Origin of the sequence: Kitasatospora sp. NPDC091207 (assembly GCF_044768625.1) — a bacterium.
Classification (GTDB): Bacteria; Actinomycetota; Actinomycetes; order Streptomycetales; family Streptomycetaceae; genus Kitasatospora.
Window position 1 is genome coordinate 205,386 of sequence record NZ_JBIVVS010000015.1, and the last position, 16,029, is coordinate 221,414.

Here is a 16,029-nt window from a genome sequence, read left to right on the forward strand (position 1 = left end):
CCGCCGGACTCCCGTGCCGCGACCGGACTCCCGGCGCCGCGCGCGCGACGGCGGGCGCCGGGCGTCCACCCCGTCAGTTCCCGGCCCGCTGCCAGGCGCCGAAGGGGCTGTCCGCCCCGGCCGCGGTCTGCCGGACGGCGTAGAGGCAGGCGTCCCGGCCGAGCGCGAGGACGACCTCCCGGCCGGCGGCGTCCAGCGTCACGGCCGGCGCGCCGATGATCACCTGGCCGAGGTCGGACCAGCCGGCGGCGAACCCGCGGTCGGGCGCGGTCTGGGAGACCAGACTGACCCCGCCGCCGCCGTTGCGGCTCGCCACCGTCATCCGGCCGTCGTGACCGGTCACCACCGAGACGCCCTCCAGGGTGGCCGGCCCGCCCAGCGAGTCGGGCGAGCCGGTCCAGGTGCCGTCCGTCCGCACGTACTGGGTGACGACCTGGCCGCTGCCCGCCTGCTGGTAGAAGATCTCCAGCCGGCCGTCGGCGTTGCGGCCCACGGTGACCGGACCGGCCGGCGCGGGGCCGAGGACCCCGGCGTCCGGTACGAACGGACCGCCGGAGGCGGACTGCCGCCAGTGCAGGATGCCGTCCTTGGCGGGCGCGAACAGCTCGATCCGGCCGTCCGGGGCGAGCGCCGCCGCGAGGCCGTCCCGGACCCAGCTGCCGCGCAGGTCGGCCCAGTCCGTGGTCCAACCGCCCTGCGGCAGCTGGGAGACCGCACTCACCCCGCCGCCGCCGTTGCGGACGAAGACGGTCAGCAGACCGTCCTGGCCGAGGACGGGAACCGGGCTGCCGACGTACTCCGGCGCGTCCGGGTTCGGGTTGCCGAGCACCGTCCAGGCGGTCCAGTCACCGTCGGCGGTCCGCGCGGTCGTGACGATCCGGTCGTCGCCCAGCCGGATGCCGAACAGATGGATCAGCCCGCCGCCGTCCTTCACCACCCCGAGGGCGGGGGCGAGGTCCTCGCCGCCCGGGACGGCGGCCGGCCCGGACCAGCCGCCGCCCGGCACCGTCTCACGCCAGGTCCGGACCCGGCCGTCGAGCACGGCGAAGGCGTTCAGCGCGCCGGCGCCGTCGAGGGCCGACCAGGCGGTGCCGTTGGACCAGCGCACGTACTGACGGCCCGGGAACATCGCGTAGAACCGCGCCTCGTCCGGATCCGGCTGGGGGTCGTACCGGCCGGAGTACGGCGCGCCGGCACCATTGCGGTTCGGTCCGAGATAGGCCAGGAAGGTCTTCCGCTTCTCGTCCGCCGTGCCCGGTGGGATGTTCGGCGGGTCGATCCGCACGTTGTAGTCGCGGTAGTTGCGCAGCAGCACCTGACCGTTTCCGTCGGGCCCGTGATATCCGGCCACGGCCTTGCCGGCGAATCGCGCGCCGCCGATGTGGTCCGAGTTGTCGGCGAGGTTCGTCGTCTCCCGCGTGTAGCCGTAGCCGACCCGCGGGTCCTGGGCCAGCACCACGGTCGGACGGAACCGCCGCAGCAGGTCGCCGAGGGAGGCGACCAGGTCGTCGTGGCGGTACTCCTGGCCGGCGTAGGTGGCGTCGCAACGACCGTCCACCGGGTCGCTCCCGAGGGTGGCGGCGTGGGACGGCCCGGTGGAGCCCTCGCTGAAGAGGGTGTCGAGCGTCGCCTGCCCGGCCCCGGGGGTACGGCCGCTGGAATGCAGCTCGAAGAAGACCAGCTTCACCTGGGGCGCCTGGTCCAGGGTGTCCAGCTCGACGGTCCTGCCGGTGCTCAGCCGGAGCGGGGTGGTGGTCCAGGTGGGGGCCGCGACACCGGCGGTCCGGGCCCGGGCGGCCCGCGCGCCGGCGTCCCGGCTCGCCGCGTAGGCGCAGGGGTCGGCGAACCGCGGGTCCGCCGTCTCACCGGCCGTCAGGTAGACCGTGACGGAGGGGGACGCGTACTCCCGGCTCAGATCCGGATTCATGAACAGGATGTCGTCGTCCTGATGGGCGACGATCTGCAGGAACGACTCTGCCACCGGCGCCGGGTCCGCCGCGGCCTCGGGTGCGGGTGGCCCGATGACCGCCAGCCCCGTCGCCAGGGCGGTGGACAGCGTGATTCCGGCAGGTTTCCGTAAACGCATCGTGCTCGTAGCTCCTCCCGTTTCCGGGCAGGGGTCGAGAACCCCCCGGCCGGTTCCGACGTGTCGTCGGAATGATCATCCACCATGGACCCGGCCGGTCTTCCGGAGCGCCCGGACCGGACCTATCCGAGCGGACCGGGCCGCTCCAGCCGCACCAGGGCGTCGACCGCCGCGTCCCGCCCCCCGCCCGCGGGGCCGCCGTGCCCGGCCTCGGCGGCCACCGGCCGGTGGACCCGCTCGGCCCGGACGGTCCGCAGCCCGGCCCCGGCGAGGTCGGCGAGCACGTCGTCCGGCGTGAAGAGGACGCGCGGATCCCGCGGGCCGCCGACCCCCTCGGTGAGATTGGTGGTGTCATGGCCGACCACCAGCAAGGTGGCGCCGGGGGCGAGCGCGGCGGCGGCCCGGCGCAGCGCCGTCCGGCGGGCGTCGGCGGGGAGCTGGAGGTAGGCCACCAGCACCAGGTCGTACCCCTCGGGCGGGAGCGGGAAGGTGCGGGCGTCGTCATGGCGCCAGGTGAGCCGGTCGGCGACCTCGTCGGGCAGGTCCGCGGTGAGCCGCTCGGCCCGTTCGAGGGCGACGACGGAATAGTCGAGTCCGGTCACCCGCCAGCCCTGACGGGCCAGCCAGATGCTGTTCCGTCCCTCACCGGCGGCGAGGTCCAGGGCACGGGCCGGGGTGAGGCCGGTCAGCTCGCCGACCACCCAGCGGTTGGGCTCGGCGCCCCAGACCAGCTCGCTCGCGGCGTAGCGGTCGTCCCAGTCCTGGCTGTCCATGGCTCGTCCTCCGTTCGGCGGGGCTGCTCCGTACGCCACCGTACCGGCGGCGTGCTCCCGAACCGTCCAGCGGGCGGACACCCTTGACGGCGAATATTGGTCCAGTCCAATCTGTGATGTCGTTGATGCGTACGGGCCAGTGGTCCGGCCGCCTCGACGCGTCGTTCCGCAGCATGTGTCACCCCGGCCGCGCGCCCCCACCGCGCTCGGCCCGGCTCCCTTCGGCCCGCCCGGGCCACCGCACCGCCGGAACCCCCACTCATCCGGAGGACACCGCATGCACGACCGAGTCACGCCCGCGCGCCCTGCCGAGCGACGAACCGCCGCACCACGCCGGCGGGCCACCGCACTGGCCCTGGCGGCCACGCTCACCACCGGCACCGCCGCGCTCACGCTCTCCCTGAACACGGCCTCGGCCGCGCCCGTCAACCTGCTGACCAACGCCGGTCTGGAGACCGGCTCCCTGGCCGGCTGGACCTGCGTCAACGGATCCGTCGTCACCACCGCGGTGCACAGCGGGAGTTACGCGCTCAGTGGGGCCGCCTCGGCCTCCGACACCGCGCAGTGCCAGCAGACCGTCACCGTCCAGCCCAATACCCAGTACACCCTGTCGGGCTGGGTCCAGGGCAGCTACGTCTACCTGGGCGCGACCGGGACCGGCGTCAACTCCTCGTCCTGGGCGCCCAACGCGACCGGCTGGACGCAGCTGAGCTCCACGTTCACCACCGGCGCCGCCACCACCTCGGTGACGGTGTTCACGCACGGCTGGTACGGCACCGGCACGTACCGCGCGGACGACCTCAGCCTGACCGGCCCGGCCGGGCCGACCGGCACCACCAGCCCGACGGCGTCGAACAGCCCGACCGCGACCAGCAGCCCGACGGCCACCACCAGCCCCACCGCGACCACCAGCCCGACGGCCACCACCAGCCCCACCGCGACCACCAGCCCGACGGCGACCACCAGCCCCACCGCGACGGCCACCGCGACCGGCACCGGCCCGGCCGGGGACGGCAAGGTCACCACGCCCGGCGGGGTCACCGTCGGCAAGGTCACCCACAACGCCGTGGTGCTCAGCTGGCAGCCGTCCACCCTGACCAGCGGTGACGGCCCGGTCTCCTACAAGGTCTACGCGGGCAACCAGCTGGTGGCGACCTCGATGGGCACCTCGGTGGCCGTCAGCTCGCTGCTGCCCAGCACCGGCTACGCCTTCACCGTCCAGGCCTACTCGGGCAGCCACGGCTCCGCGCAGTCCGCGCGGGTCGCCACCACCACCGCGGCCGCCCCGGCCGCGAGCCCGTTCCGCTCGGCCTACTTCGACCAGTGGGGCGTCTACGAGAACGCGTACCACGCGAAGAACGTCGACACCAGCGGCGCGGCGGGCAAGCTGGACGTCATCACCTACGCCTTCGCCAACATCCACCCGACCACGCACACCTGCTTCCAGGCCGTGAAGGCCTCCGACTCGGCCAACGAGTCCAACCCCAACGCCGGGGACGGCGCCGGGGACGCCTACGCCGACTACCAGGCCGACTACAACGGCGCGGCCAGCGTCGACGGCAGCAGCGACACCTGGGAGCAGCCGCTCAAGGGCAACTTCAACCAGCTGCGCCAGCTGAAGGCCAAGTACCCGAACCTGCGCTTCACCATCTCGATCGGCGGCTGGACGTACTCCAAGTACTTCTCGGACGCGGCCGCGTCCGACGCCTCGCGCAAGGCCTTCGTCTCCTCCTGCGTCGACATGTTCCTGAAGGGGAACCTGCCGACCGGTGTCGCCGGTGACGCCTCGGGCGGCCAGGCCTCGGCGGCCGGCCTCTTCGACGGCGTCGACCTCGACTGGGAGTACCCGGGCTCGGCCGGCGGCCACACCGGCAACCACTACTCCGCCGCCGACAAGCAGAACTTCACGCTGCTGCTGAAGGAGTTCCGCACCCAGCTGGACGCCCTCGGCAACGCCCAGGGCAAGCGGTTCCTGCTGACGGCGGCGCTGCCGAGCGGCCAGGACAAGATCGCCCAGCTGGAGACCGACAAGATCGGCGCCTACCTGGACTACGCCGACGTCATGACCTACGACATGCACGGCGCCTGGGACGCCAAGGGCCCGACGAACCACCAGGACCCGCTGCACGACAGCCCGGCCGACCCGACCACACCGATCACCCCGGGCACCCGCAAGTACAACGTGGACACCACCCTCGCCGCGTACACCACCGGCCTGCCGGAGTACGGCATCGTGGGCGGGTTCCCGACCAACAAGCTGGTGCTGGGCATCCCGTTCTACTGGCGCGGGTGGACGGGCGTGCCGGCCGGCTCCACCTTCGGCCTGTACCAGAGCGCGACCGGTCCGACCCCGGCCAAGCCGCTGAGCGCGGAGGCCGGCCTGGCCGCCTGGAAGGAGCTCAACCCCACGGCGGCCACCACCCACTGGGACCCGGTGACCGAGACCTCCTGGGTCTACGACGGCACCAACTTCTGGACGGGTGACACCCCGCAGGCCATCCAGGCGCGCGGGGCGTACACCAAGAGCAAGGGCCTGGCCGGGATGTTCGCCTTCTCGCTGGAGAACGACGACGCCTCCGGCACCCTGCTCAACGCGATCAACGACAGCCTGCGCTGACGCACCGTCATGACACGGGGGCCGCGCGGATCACGGTGATCCGCGCGGCCCCCGCGCCTCTCACCGGCGCTCCGCCTCGTCGATCGGCGCTCCGGGCCGGACGGGCCGGGACGGCCTCAGCGGCCCGGTACCGGGTCCGCCCCGCCGCGGCGCGCCACGCCCGGACGGCAGCGGAGCAGCCGGCCGACCGTCAACCGCGCCCCGCGCACGGCACCGTGCCGGTGCAGCGCCTGAACGGCGTAGGTCGAGCAGGACGGCGTGTACGGGCAGCAGGCCGGACGCCGGGGGCTGATCTCGCTCCGGTAGTGGCGCACCGCCCCGTACAGCACACCCGCCGCGAAGCCCCGCGGGGCGGGCGCCGCCGGATCGGCGGCGGCGCCGCGCGACCCGCGGCCCCCGGTGAGGGCGAACCGCAGGCCCGAGGCCATCATCACCGGGACCAGCGCGATCAGGCAGGGGTCCCCGAGGTCGCAGCAGTCGCAGGCGTCCGAGCAGTCCCGGTCGTTCTTCCTGCCCTTCTGCCGCTGGTGCGCCCGCCACTCCTCCCGCTGCTTGCGGCGGCGGCGACGCTCCGTCGCGGGCAGCCACCACCAGGCCACCTGGGGGCGTCGGGGCGGAAACGGCGCGCCTTGCTGGGGCGGCGGGTAGGTCACGACTGACGATCCTCTCGATGCGTCCGACGGGACCGACCCCCGACGGCTCGATCAGATTATCGAAGGACGCCGACCCCGGTGGACGGTCAGTCCTGGCCGCCACCCAGGGTGGGGAACAGGTCGGTGAACGTCTGTGTCGTCACCGAGACGCTCCGGCCGAACGGGTCGTCGAAGTCCCAGATCAGGAAGAGCAGGAAGGCGATCAGCGCGCTGAACGCCCCCGCGAGCAGCAACTCCCGTGTGGAACGCCGGATCTGCAGCGCGAACACCATGCCGACGGTCACCACGGCGCCGACGATCAGGCCGAACCAGACCACCCCCGGCATGGTCGGACCGGCGTTCTGGCCGCGCGCGTTGCGGGCGTCGTCGACGGTGCTGATCCGGTCCATGATCGGCTGGTAGGCCTGGGCCTCCAGATCGGTGGCCGGCGTGCGGGTGGCGACATCGGTGCGCAGCTTGTCCAGCAGCTCGGTGCCCCGGTCGGAGATCTCGCCGTGCTCGCGCATGTACGCCCACTCGACGTCGACGACGTAGGAGACGTAGGCGTCCACATCGGCCCGGACCTTGTCGCGGAACTCGACGGGGTAGATCTGGGCGCGCTCGCTCACCTCGTGCAGCGACTGCGCCTCGCGCGACACATCGTCCTGGGCGGCGCCGCGCGCCTCCCAGACGCCGGCGATGGCCAGGCCGAGCACGATCGCGTAGACCACGCCGATCATCATCGTCATGTACTCGATGACGTCGGGTGTCTCGTCGGTGTCCTCCTCCACGCTGACCCGGCGGTGCCTCAGCAGCACCACCGCCACCACGACGGCGCAGGCCGCCGACATGGCGATGGCCAGCGCCAACCACTCGGACATGGGAACTCCCTTCTTGAGCTCGGGTGTCTCTGATCGGGCCCGGCCGGTGTCAGGACGCGGCCGGGCCGGGTGGCGCCTCGGACGGGCGCCGCTAGGAGCGGCCGGAGCCGCCTCGGCCGGACCGGCCGCGCGGGCGCAGGGCCGCGGCCGCGAGCACGGCGGGCACGGTGACCAGCAGCATCGTCCGGGTGGGAGTGCTGCCGTGGTGGCGTTCCGGAGCCGGCACCGGCGGGGCCAGTGGCAGCCGGACCGGCTTGACCACCGGCTGCGGCTGTACCGGGACGGCCGCCGCCGGGCTCGGCATCGCGGTCGGCGAGGGCGGCTCGGGGGCGGGCGCGGGAGCCGGCGGCGGCACGGCCGGGGCCACGGTGGGCTTCGGCGTGGGCTTCGGCGTGGGCTTCGGCGCGGGCCTGGTCGACACGGGTGGCGGGGTGGGCCTCGGCGTCGGGGCGGGCGCGGGCGGCGGCACCGGCGCGGGGGTCGGCGTCGGCGTCGGGGTGGGCTTCGGTTCCGGCGTCGGGGTCGGCGTGGGGGTCGGGGTGGCGGTCGGCGTCCGCGTGGGCGTCGGGGACGGCTTGGGTGTCGGTGTGGGGCTCGGGCACGGGTGGTGGTGGTGATGCCAGGGCGGGTGGCCGGGCTTCGGGCGCGGCCCGGGGCGGTGCGGCACTCCGGAGAGGTCGACCGCGACGCCCACCTCCACCTCGACGTCGACCTCGACGCCCACACCCCCGCGGCCGACCTCCACCGAGACGTCCGTCCCGGTGGAGACACAGGTCTCGACGACCGGCCCGTGCGGCTCGCCCCCGCCGTGGTGTTCGGGCGACCGGGCGCCGGCCGCGCCGCTCAGCAGTGCGCAGAGCGCGGCCACTCCGGCCGCGGCACCGGCCAACCGGACCCGCCGCCCGGAGGGACCGCCGTTCACGACGATCAGGTCTGCGGTCACGACTGCCCGTCCACCGGTATCCGTCTTGGCTGCTGGGGCTGCGGCATGGAGTCCATGCACCTTTCGCATCGTCGGGAGACCGTCCGCCACGGGGATCCGGCCTCGTCTGGAGGGGCCGCCCCCGGCCGGGTGCCCGGCCGGCCGGAGGGCTCGGTCGGCACCGGGAGGGGCGACGTCGGACGGCCCGCCTCGGGGGCGGGCCGTCCGACGTCAGATGAAACGATCTTGCGGTGGGCCGGTTACGGCCACGCCGCGCCCGATCGGGCCGTTGTTCAGTGGCGGCCGTGCGCGATCTCGACGTTCTCCAGGACACCGACCGCGTCCGGCACCAGGATCGCGGCCGAGTAGTAGGCGCTGACCAGGTACGAGATGATCGCCTTCTCGCTGATGCCCATGAACCGCACCGAGAGGCTCGGCTGGTACTCGTCCGGGATGCCGGTCTGGTGCAGGCCGATGACGCCCTGGTTGTCCTCGCCGGTCCGGATCACCAGGATGGAGCTGGTGTTCTCCTTGGTGATCGGGATCTTGCTGCACGGCAGGATCGGCACCCCGCGCCACGCCGGCACCTGCTGCCCGCCGAGGTCGACGTGGTGGGGGTAGAGCCCGCGGGCGTTCAGCTCGCGGCCGATCGCCGCGATGGCGCGCGGGTGGGCGAGCAGGTAGTCCGGGTCGCGGCGACGGCTCAGCAGCTCGTCGAGGTCGTCCGGGGTGGGCGGGCCCGAGTGGGTCTGGATCCGCTGCGAGAAGTCCGCGTTGTTGAGCAGGCCGAACTCGGGGTTGTTGACCAGCTCGTACTCCTGGCGCTCGCGCAGCGCCTCGATGGTCAGCCGCAGCTGGTGCTCGGTCTGGTTCATCGGCTGGTTGTAGAGGTCGGCGACCCGGCTGTGCACCTTGAGCACCGTCTGCGCGACGCTCAGCTCGTACTCGCGCGGCTTCAGCTCGTAGTCCACGAAGGCGCCGGGCAGCTCGTACTCGCCCTGGTGGCCGGCCGACATGGCGATCTCGGCCTCGCCGCGCTCGTTCTGGCGCTGGAGCGGCAGCGCGAGGAACTCGGCGAGGTGCTGCTGGAGCGCGGGCGAGCCGTCCCGGATGGCCTGGAAGTCGCGCCTGGGCAGCGAGAGCACCGTGCCCGCGGTGACCGTCTTGGCGGTGAACTCCCAGACGGCGTCCGGGTCGAGCACGGCGTCCTCGCCGAACCGGTCACCGTCGCCGAGCACGCCGACCACGGTCTCGTCACCGTACTTGCCGGTGCCGATCTGGTTGATCTTGCCATGGGCGATCAGGTAGATGCGGTCCGCCTCGGCGCCCCGCTCCGCCAGCACCTCGCCGGGGCCGAAGTCGCGCTGCTCGCAGCGGTCGGCGAGGGCCGTCAGCACGTCGTCGTCGTCGAAACCGCGCAGCAGGGCGAGTTCACCGAGCTCACGGGGGATGACCCGGACCTCCGAGCCGGTCTTGACGAACTCCACCCGGCCGTCGCCGACGGTGTAGGTGAGTCGACGGTTCACCCGGTAGGCGCCACCGGCGGCCTGGACCCAGGGAAGCACCTTGAGCAGCCAGCGGGAGGTGATCTCCTGCATCTGCGGTGCGGACTTGGTGGTGGTGGCGAGGTTGCGGGCAGCGGCCGTCGTCAAGCTCGACTGCTGCGGCACCTGCTGCGTCTCCGGGCTGGTCTCCACCGGCATCGGCAGGGTCTCCTTCATCTGGTCAAGGTCACACCGACCCACCCCGGACGTCGGGGACGGATCATCAGATACGTGTACGGGAAGGGGTGTTGGCGATATTCGCGCGATGGCGCCGCCCACTCGGGACGGCCCACCGGGAACCCTAGATCACCCACGCCCGGCCGAGGCCGTACGGCCCCACAGCACCCCCCGATAGGGTGAATCTGAACCGCGAGGCGGTTGGAGTCCGGCGATCTCCCCCCACGGACCCGCGACTTGCTGTGCATGCGAATCGTCCGCGCGCCGGAACGATCCCTTCCACCCGAACGGACCAACGCGAAGGCCCGCGAGCCGCCGGCCGGCCCCCGGACGGGCAGAACACACGTACGAGCTTCGAACGTCCGATCGCCGACGGTCGGCGCCGCTGTGCCGCGGCCGCCTCGGACCGGGTCCGGCCCCCGTGCGAACCACGACCGGTGTTCGCACCCGGCGGGTCGCAACCGGCCGTACCGGGCGGCCCGTTCGTCCTCCCCGGCGAGAACGGCCGACGGGCGCGCCCCGACCGCGCGCTACCCCCGTCGGCGGCGGTGGCGGGGGTACCGCGGATGACGCGGGAGGGGTCCGCGGCGGCGGCGCCAGATCTCGCCGACCAGGCAGGAGAGCAGGACGAGCGTGATCGAGACCAACGGCCACCGGCTGCCGGCCCACCGGATGTCGGCGAGCAGCAGCACGATCAGCGCCGCCACCGGCAGGATCAGCGAGATCCCCGCCCTGATCGCGGCGGCGATGGTCCCCGGGTCGGAACCGCGCCGCCGCAGCGCGGCCCCGGCCACGTCGCCACCGAGGTAGTAGTCGACGGCCCGGGCACCCACCCGGTCCGTCGCCCGGGCGTAGGAGAACGCCATGTAGGGCAGCCAGACCAGCGGAGCGACCATCCCGACCAGGAGGGTGAGCAGCAGCAGCGCCCACCCGCCGGCCGTCCGCCGGCGGGAGGGCGGCGGGTCCACCCCCTCGCTGGTCAGCCCGAGCAGGCGGGCCATCCGCCAGAGCAGCGACCAGAGCCCGCGCCGCCGGCCCGCCGCGGGGCGGGGAGCGGTCGCGAGGGCCCGCTCGGCGGCGGCGACGTCGGGGTACGCACCCTGGATCACCAGCACCTCGGCGACCCGGGCGGGGGCGGCCGGATCCCTTCCGGCCAGGGCGGCGAGTTCGAGGAACAGCTGGCCCTGGGCCAGGAGCGCCGTGCAGAACGCGAACGGGACGAGCACCAGGAACGGCCCGCCGACGAACGCGCCCTCGCTCTGGCTCACCCGCCGGGCGTGCGTCACCGCCAGACCGGCCAGTTCCTCCGGCGTCGCCTCCGGACGGGCCGCCCGGAGTGCGGCGACCCGGCGGGCGGCCCGGGGGCCGCGATGGCGGACGGCGAAGACGGCGAGTGTCTCGGGCAGCCGGGAGGGGTGGGCCCGCACCGAGCGCAGCAGCTCACGGACCGGGGGCTCCGGTCCGTCGGGCGCCTTGGCGTCGCGTGCCGCCATTCCCTCTGCTGCCACGTCCGTCCCACCGCTTCGGCGATCGGGGACCGGCCGCTCGGCCGGGCGGACCGGCAGCCGCGGGCGGGTGCCCCCACCTCTTCCAGCAGCCTAGTGGGGGTGGGGCGAGGCCGCCCGGGCAGCCCGGGGCCCGCTCAGGCGACCTCGAAGCCGTGCCGGACGCGGTCGAAGCACCCGGCCGCCAAGTCCTCCTCGGTGATCCAGAACGAGACGTTGACGCACTCGCCCCAGTCCGCCGCCAGGGCGCGGCTCTCGACCTGGAGCAGCGGGCGGTGGCCCGCGGGGCGGCCGGTGTCGGTGTCGCACCAGCCGAGCACCCGCACATCGGGTGCGGACAGGTGGTCGCGGAAGTCGGCGGCGAGGTCGAGGGCGATCATGAAGTCGTCGGGGAAGACGTTCTCCAGCTCGCCGTCCTGGTAGGAGGGCGCGGAGAGCCGCCAGTGGGCGCGGACCTCGGCGGCGGGGAGCGCGGGCGTGCCCGGCCCGTCCGCCGGGGCGGGCCTGGGCGGGGCGCCCGCGGGCACGTGCAGGACGCGGCAGCCCCGGCCGCTGAAGTCGCTGACCCATTCGTCGTGGAAGAAGAGCAGCAGCCCGGTGACCGGCAGCGGCCAGTCGCCGCCGTGGCCGGTGGTGCGGAAGGCCTCCGCCAGGCCGGCGCAGTCGAGCTGGGCCAGCAGCTGCATCGGCCGGCCGGCGAACTCCGGCCACCCGGTGCCGGCCGGCAGCGCGGGCAGCCCGCCGAGCCGGCCGGCCGACGGGCCGTCGCCCTCGGCGGCGAGCGCCAGCGAGGGCCGCATCAACCGGTGGACCAGCGGCGCCGTCCGCTCGTCGGCCCGCGCGCGGATCGCCTCGGACACGCCGGACGGGACCGGCAGCGGGGGCCCGGCGGGGCCCGCCCCGCCCGTGCGCACCGGAGCGGTCACCGCGCCGGTCAGGTCGGTGGTGATGCCCCCGGCCAGGTCCGTGGTCAGGTCCGCGGGCGCGCACACGGTGGCGCGGTCGGTCGCGTCGGTCAGCGGTTCGGCCATGGGCGTCAGCCTGCCACGAGGGTCCGACAGTCCACCCGGAAAGGCCCGTCAGGTGCCGGTACGGGGGCGGCCGGCACCTGACGGGGGCTTGGGCGTGCCCGCGCGAGCGGGCCGGACCGGACGGGTCAGGAGCAGACGACCTCGTTGCCGGGGACGTTGAAGATGCCGGAGTCGGACGCGGCCCCGGACTGGTACTCGTAGTAGAGGTACGTGTAGAAGTCGATCCGGGCACCGGAGCCGCAGGCCGAGCCGGCGGCGATGTCGTAGGTCAGCGTGACGGTGATGGTGGCGCCGGCGGCCACGGGCACGGTGTGGTGCACCAGGCCGCTGGTGCTGCCGGTGTCACAGGCGCTGACGGCGCCGCCGCAGGCGGAGAACGCGTACGCCAGACCGGCGACCTGGGTGGTGTCGTAGGTCGGCTGGACGGACTGGTAGACGAACTGCACGGGAGTGTCGTGCGGGTTGGTCAGGGTCAGGGTCAGCGTCACCGAGGAGCCCGGGGTCGCCGTCGCCCGGTCGGAGCTGACCGAGAGCAGCGGAGTGTCCGCCTGGGCGGGGGCTGCCGAGAGGAGCAGACCGACGACGAGGGCCAGGATCGCGGCGATTCCGAGACGGCTCACATGTGTTCTGCGCATGACCAGAAAGCGTAGGGGCCGTCGCCGGTTCCGGTGCGGGCCTCCGCCCGGGCCCGTACTGGCATATGACAGTGGAGCGGACGCGGCGGACCATTGGCTACGCCACGGCACCCCCCGGCGCGCCACGGCCCCTTACCCTCCGGCCCGCACGCCCGCGGCCGGTCCCCGCGAAGTCGTCCCGCCGGGGTGGTGGTGCCGGAGCCCCGGGCCGGGCCGGGGCTCCGGCCCGGGGCCCGGCTCAGAGCGGGGTGGGCAGGATGTCGCAGAGCGCGGCGACGGCCGCCTGGTAGGCGTGGTCGGGGGGCGTGGCGTAGCCGACCACCAGGCCGTCCGTCGTCGGCATCGCGTCCTGCCCGATCAGCGGGTGCCGGTAGTCGGCCAGCCCGTCCAGGGCCAGCCCCCGGTAGGCCGCCGCCTTGACCACGGACCGCTCGGTCCCGGGGGCGAGCCGGAGCACCGCGTGCAGGCCCGCCGCGATCCCGGACACCTCGATGTGCGGCGCCCGCGCGGCCAGGGCGTCCACCAGGTGGTCCCGACGGTCCCGGTAGCGCCGGCGCATCCGCCGTACGTGCCGGTCGTACCCGCCCGAGTCGATGAACTCCGCGAGCGTCAGCTGGTCGAGCGCGCTCGCCCAGGCCTCCCGTTCGCCCTTGGCGGCCAGCACCCGGTCGACCAGCTGCTCGGGCAGCACCATCCAGCCGAGCCGCAGCGCGGGCGAGAGGCTCTTGCTGACGCTGCCGAGGTAGACCACCCGCTCGGGGTCGAGCCCCTGCAGCGCGCCGACCGGCCGCCGGTCGTAGCGGAACTCCCCGTCGTAGTCGTCCTCCAGCACCAGCCCGCCGCACCGGCGCGCCCAGTCGACCACCGCCGTCCGCCGGGCGGCGTGCAGCGGGCCGCCGGTCGGGAACTGGTGGGCCGGGGTGAGCAGGGCCGTCCGGACCTCCGGGTGCCCCGCCAGCGCGTCGACCCGGGCGCCGTCCTCGTCCAGCGGCAGCGGCACCGCCGTCACCCCGGCCCGGGCCAGCAACGCGCGGTGGAAGCCCAGCCCGTAGGCCTCGACGGCCAGCGGCCCGGCGGCGGGGCCGCCCAGCACCGCGCCCGCGCCGTCGAACAGCAGCCGCAGCGCGTGGGCGAAGCCGGAGCAGATCACGATCCGCTCGGGATCGGCGCGCACCCCCCGGGCCCGGGCCAGGTAGTCGGCGAGGGCCACCCGCAGCTCGCGGCGGCCCTGCGGGTCGCCCGGACCGAAGGCCTCGTTGGGCGCGGCGGTGAGGGCCCGGCGGCCGGCCGCGAGCCAGGCCGTACGCGGGAAGACGGCGGCGTCGGGCTGGCCCTGGCGCAGGTCGTGGGCGGGCCGGCCCTCCGGGGACGACCGGCGGGCCCGCGTCGGGGCGACCGGCTCGGCCCGGTCCGCGACAGTCGTGCCGGAGCCCTGCCGGGCGGTCAGCCAGCCCTCGGCGGCCAGCTCGGCGTAGGCATCGGCGGCGGTGTTGCGGGCGATGCCGAGGTCGGCGGCGAGCGAGCGGTAGGGCGGCAGCCGGGTGCCGGGGGCGAGGCGGCCGCTGCGGATCGCCTCGCGCAGGGCGGCCATCAACGCGGCGCGGCGGCCGCCGGTGGCGGGCAGTTCGAGGTGCAGGTCGCTGCCGGACGGGGCGATGGGCCCGCCGCTCGTGGGCGTCGCTGTCGCCGCTGCGTCCGGGCGAGGTCTCGGCCCGGCCGGCGGGCGGGCGGGCGTCCGGGGGTGTGCGACCGGGGTGTCCGTCATGGTCACGAACCCTATCGCCGGGTACGAACCGGCCCGAGGGTGGGCAGGCACCCCGGGGGCCGGCGGCTCACCGCGGCCCGCGGCCGGGGCCCTGCCCCCGGGCCCGGTCCCGAGCTCCTCCCCGGGCCCGGGGACGGCACCCCGCGCGGCCCCGCGGCCGCGCGGGGTCACGTCCGTCCGGGTGACGGGCCCGCCGCCCGGCTCCTGCATCGGGGTCGGATCGCAGCGCCGATCGGGTGGCAGTTCGGGGGGATCGTGTCCGGTCCAGCGTGTCGGCTGGCTATTCCTTCCGGCATGACCAACACCAGGAAGTACCTGCTCGCCGCCGGCTTCAGCGCCGCGCTGGCCGTCATCTCCGCCGGCCCGGCGTTCGCGGGCGACTGCGACGCTCCCGGGCAGATGGCCGCCCCCCACGAGGCGTTCTCCGGCACCACCTGCGTCAACACCGGCGGGGCCTACGCCAGTGGCGTCGTCACCAATTCGCCGGGTGTGCTCTCCGGCAACCAGATCCAGATCCCGATCAGCATCCCGATCAACATCTGCGGCAACGGCGTGAACGTCGGCGGCGCGCTCAACCCGGTCGGCGGCGGGAGCGGGGGCAACAGCTAGGAGCGGACCCCGGTCGCCCGCTCCTCGGCCGACCCGAAGGGCTGTGGTCCGGATGTTCACTCCGGACCACAGCCCTTCGGTCCTTCCGTCGCCCTCTCCCCCGGCCGCCCTCCCCGCTTCCCCGCCCGCTCGCCTACGGCACCACGGTCACCGGCCAGCGGCCCGCCTTCACCAGCCGGACCGCGACCGAGCCGATCACCCGGTGACCGGCCTGCTCGGAGCCGCCGACCACCACGGCGTCCACCCGGAGATCCTCCGCCATCCGCGCGAGGCCGGTGAACGGGTCGCCCCGGACGGTCAGGAAGCGCCAGTCCAGCCGCCAGACGTCGCTCAGCCGGTGCTCGGCGTCGCGCAGCGCCGCCAGTAGCTCGTCGGCGATCTCCTGGGTGGTCTCCTCCACGGCCGCCCCCGCGAGCGCGGTGGCCGCCCCGAGGACGGGCTGCACGTACGCCACGGCGAGGGTCGCGTTCTGCCGCCGGGCGAGGCCCGCCGCGTAGGCGGTCGCACGCCACGAGGACTCCGAGCCGTCCAGCCCCGCCAGGATCACCGTGGGCCCGTCGGTCCCCAGCTCGAACCCGGCCGGCGCGACCGCCGCCCCCGGCTCCTCGGCCCCGTCGAACACGGCCTCTGCATCGCTCTCGTTGCTCATGTCCCGAGGCTATGGCGGACACGGCGGGTGAGGAGCAGGGGCACGACGGGTGAGGGCTGTGGTGCGGGCCACCCCGGAGCCGGTCACCACCCGACGATTCCGGCACGGGCGGCCGAGACCTCGTCACGCACCGTCGACCATGTGCCCGGCCTCACACCACCAATCCTGTGGCCCGGACCACTTCCACCCCATATTCGATCTTG

Annotated in this window: 13 protein-coding genes; 2 read left to right on the forward strand and 11 right to left on the reverse strand. The window is 74.6% G+C overall.

Going from position 1 to position 16,029, the window contains the following annotated elements; genetic code table 11:
* Positions 1-73 precede the first annotated feature (73 nt).
* Both ACIQTO_RS24275 and ACIQTO_RS24280 read right to left on the reverse strand, forming a co-directional pair.
* Entirely contained in the window at positions 74-1,981 is a 1,908-nt protein-coding gene (locus ACIQTO_RS24275; RefSeq protein ID WP_402391663.1) for a PIG-L family deacetylase, read from the reverse strand.
* A gap of 227 nt (positions 1,982-2,208) precedes the next feature.
* A complete protein-coding gene (locus ACIQTO_RS24280) occupies positions 2,209-2,859 on the reverse strand; it encodes a class I SAM-dependent methyltransferase (RefSeq protein ID WP_402391666.1) in 651 nt (216 codons plus the stop codon).
* 277 nt (positions 2,860-3,136) lie between these two features.
* Between ACIQTO_RS24280 and ACIQTO_RS24285 the strand changes: the two genes are divergently transcribed.
* On the forward strand, positions 3,137-5,476 hold the full coding sequence (locus ACIQTO_RS24285; protein WP_402391669.1) for a glycosyl hydrolase family 18 protein: 2,340 nt from the start codon (positions 3,137-3,139) through the stop codon (positions 5,474-5,476).
* A gap of 116 nt (positions 5,477-5,592) precedes the next feature.
* On the opposite strand, the gene yidD is transcribed toward ACIQTO_RS24285, so the two are convergent.
* The 8 genes from yidD to ACIQTO_RS24325 form a co-directional block, all read right to left on the reverse strand.
* A complete protein-coding gene (yidD, locus tag ACIQTO_RS24290; RefSeq protein WP_402391671.1) occupies positions 5,593-6,129 on the reverse strand; it encodes a membrane protein insertion efficiency factor YidD in 537 nt (178 codons plus the stop codon).
* A gap of 86 nt (positions 6,130-6,215) precedes the next feature.
* Positions 6,216-6,989: a hypothetical protein gene (locus ACIQTO_RS24295; RefSeq protein ID WP_402391672.1), complete on the reverse strand. Its 774-nt coding sequence runs from the start codon at positions 6,987-6,989 to the stop codon at positions 6,216-6,218.
* 91 nt (positions 6,990-7,080) lie between these two features.
* Positions 7,081-7,932 carry a hypothetical protein gene (locus tag ACIQTO_RS24300; RefSeq protein ID WP_402391675.1) on the reverse strand — a complete coding sequence of 284 codons (852 nt, stop codon included), beginning with the start codon at positions 7,930-7,932 and terminating at the stop codon, positions 7,081-7,083.
* Positions 7,933-8,204: 272 nt separating this feature from the next.
* Positions 8,205-9,614, reverse strand: a complete 1,410-nt coding sequence (locus tag ACIQTO_RS24305; protein ID WP_402391698.1) for a family 2B encapsulin nanocompartment shell protein — start codon at positions 9,612-9,614, stop codon at positions 8,205-8,207.
* A gap of 548 nt (positions 9,615-10,162) precedes the next feature.
* On the reverse strand, positions 10,163-11,140 hold the full coding sequence (locus tag ACIQTO_RS24310) for a hypothetical protein (RefSeq protein ID WP_402391677.1): 978 nt from the start codon (positions 11,138-11,140) through the stop codon (positions 10,163-10,165).
* 134 nt (positions 11,141-11,274) lie between these two features.
* Positions 11,275-12,168: a DUF1963 domain-containing protein gene (locus tag ACIQTO_RS24315; protein WP_402391680.1), complete on the reverse strand. Its 894-nt coding sequence runs from the start codon at positions 12,166-12,168 to the stop codon at positions 11,275-11,277.
* Positions 12,169-12,293: 125 nt separating this feature from the next.
* Positions 12,294-12,803: a hypothetical protein gene (locus ACIQTO_RS24320; RefSeq protein WP_402391682.1), complete on the reverse strand. Its 510-nt coding sequence runs from the start codon at positions 12,801-12,803 to the stop codon at positions 12,294-12,296.
* Between the two features lie 238 nt (positions 12,804-13,041).
* A complete protein-coding gene (locus ACIQTO_RS24325) occupies positions 13,042-14,568 on the reverse strand; it encodes a PLP-dependent aminotransferase family protein (RefSeq protein WP_402391685.1) in 1,527 nt (508 codons plus the stop codon).
* A gap of 294 nt (positions 14,569-14,862) precedes the next feature.
* Between ACIQTO_RS24325 and ACIQTO_RS24330 the strand changes: the two genes are divergently transcribed.
* A complete protein-coding gene (locus tag ACIQTO_RS24330; RefSeq protein WP_402391687.1) occupies positions 14,863-15,177 on the forward strand; it encodes a chaplin family protein in 315 nt (104 codons plus the stop codon).
* Positions 15,178-15,310: 133 nt separating this feature from the next.
* Here ACIQTO_RS24330 and ACIQTO_RS24335 read toward each other — a convergent pair whose 3' ends face one another.
* On the reverse strand, positions 15,311-15,826 hold the full coding sequence (locus tag ACIQTO_RS24335) for a universal stress protein (protein ID WP_402391689.1): 516 nt from the start codon (positions 15,824-15,826) through the stop codon (positions 15,311-15,313).
* Positions 15,827-16,029 lie beyond the last annotated feature (203 nt).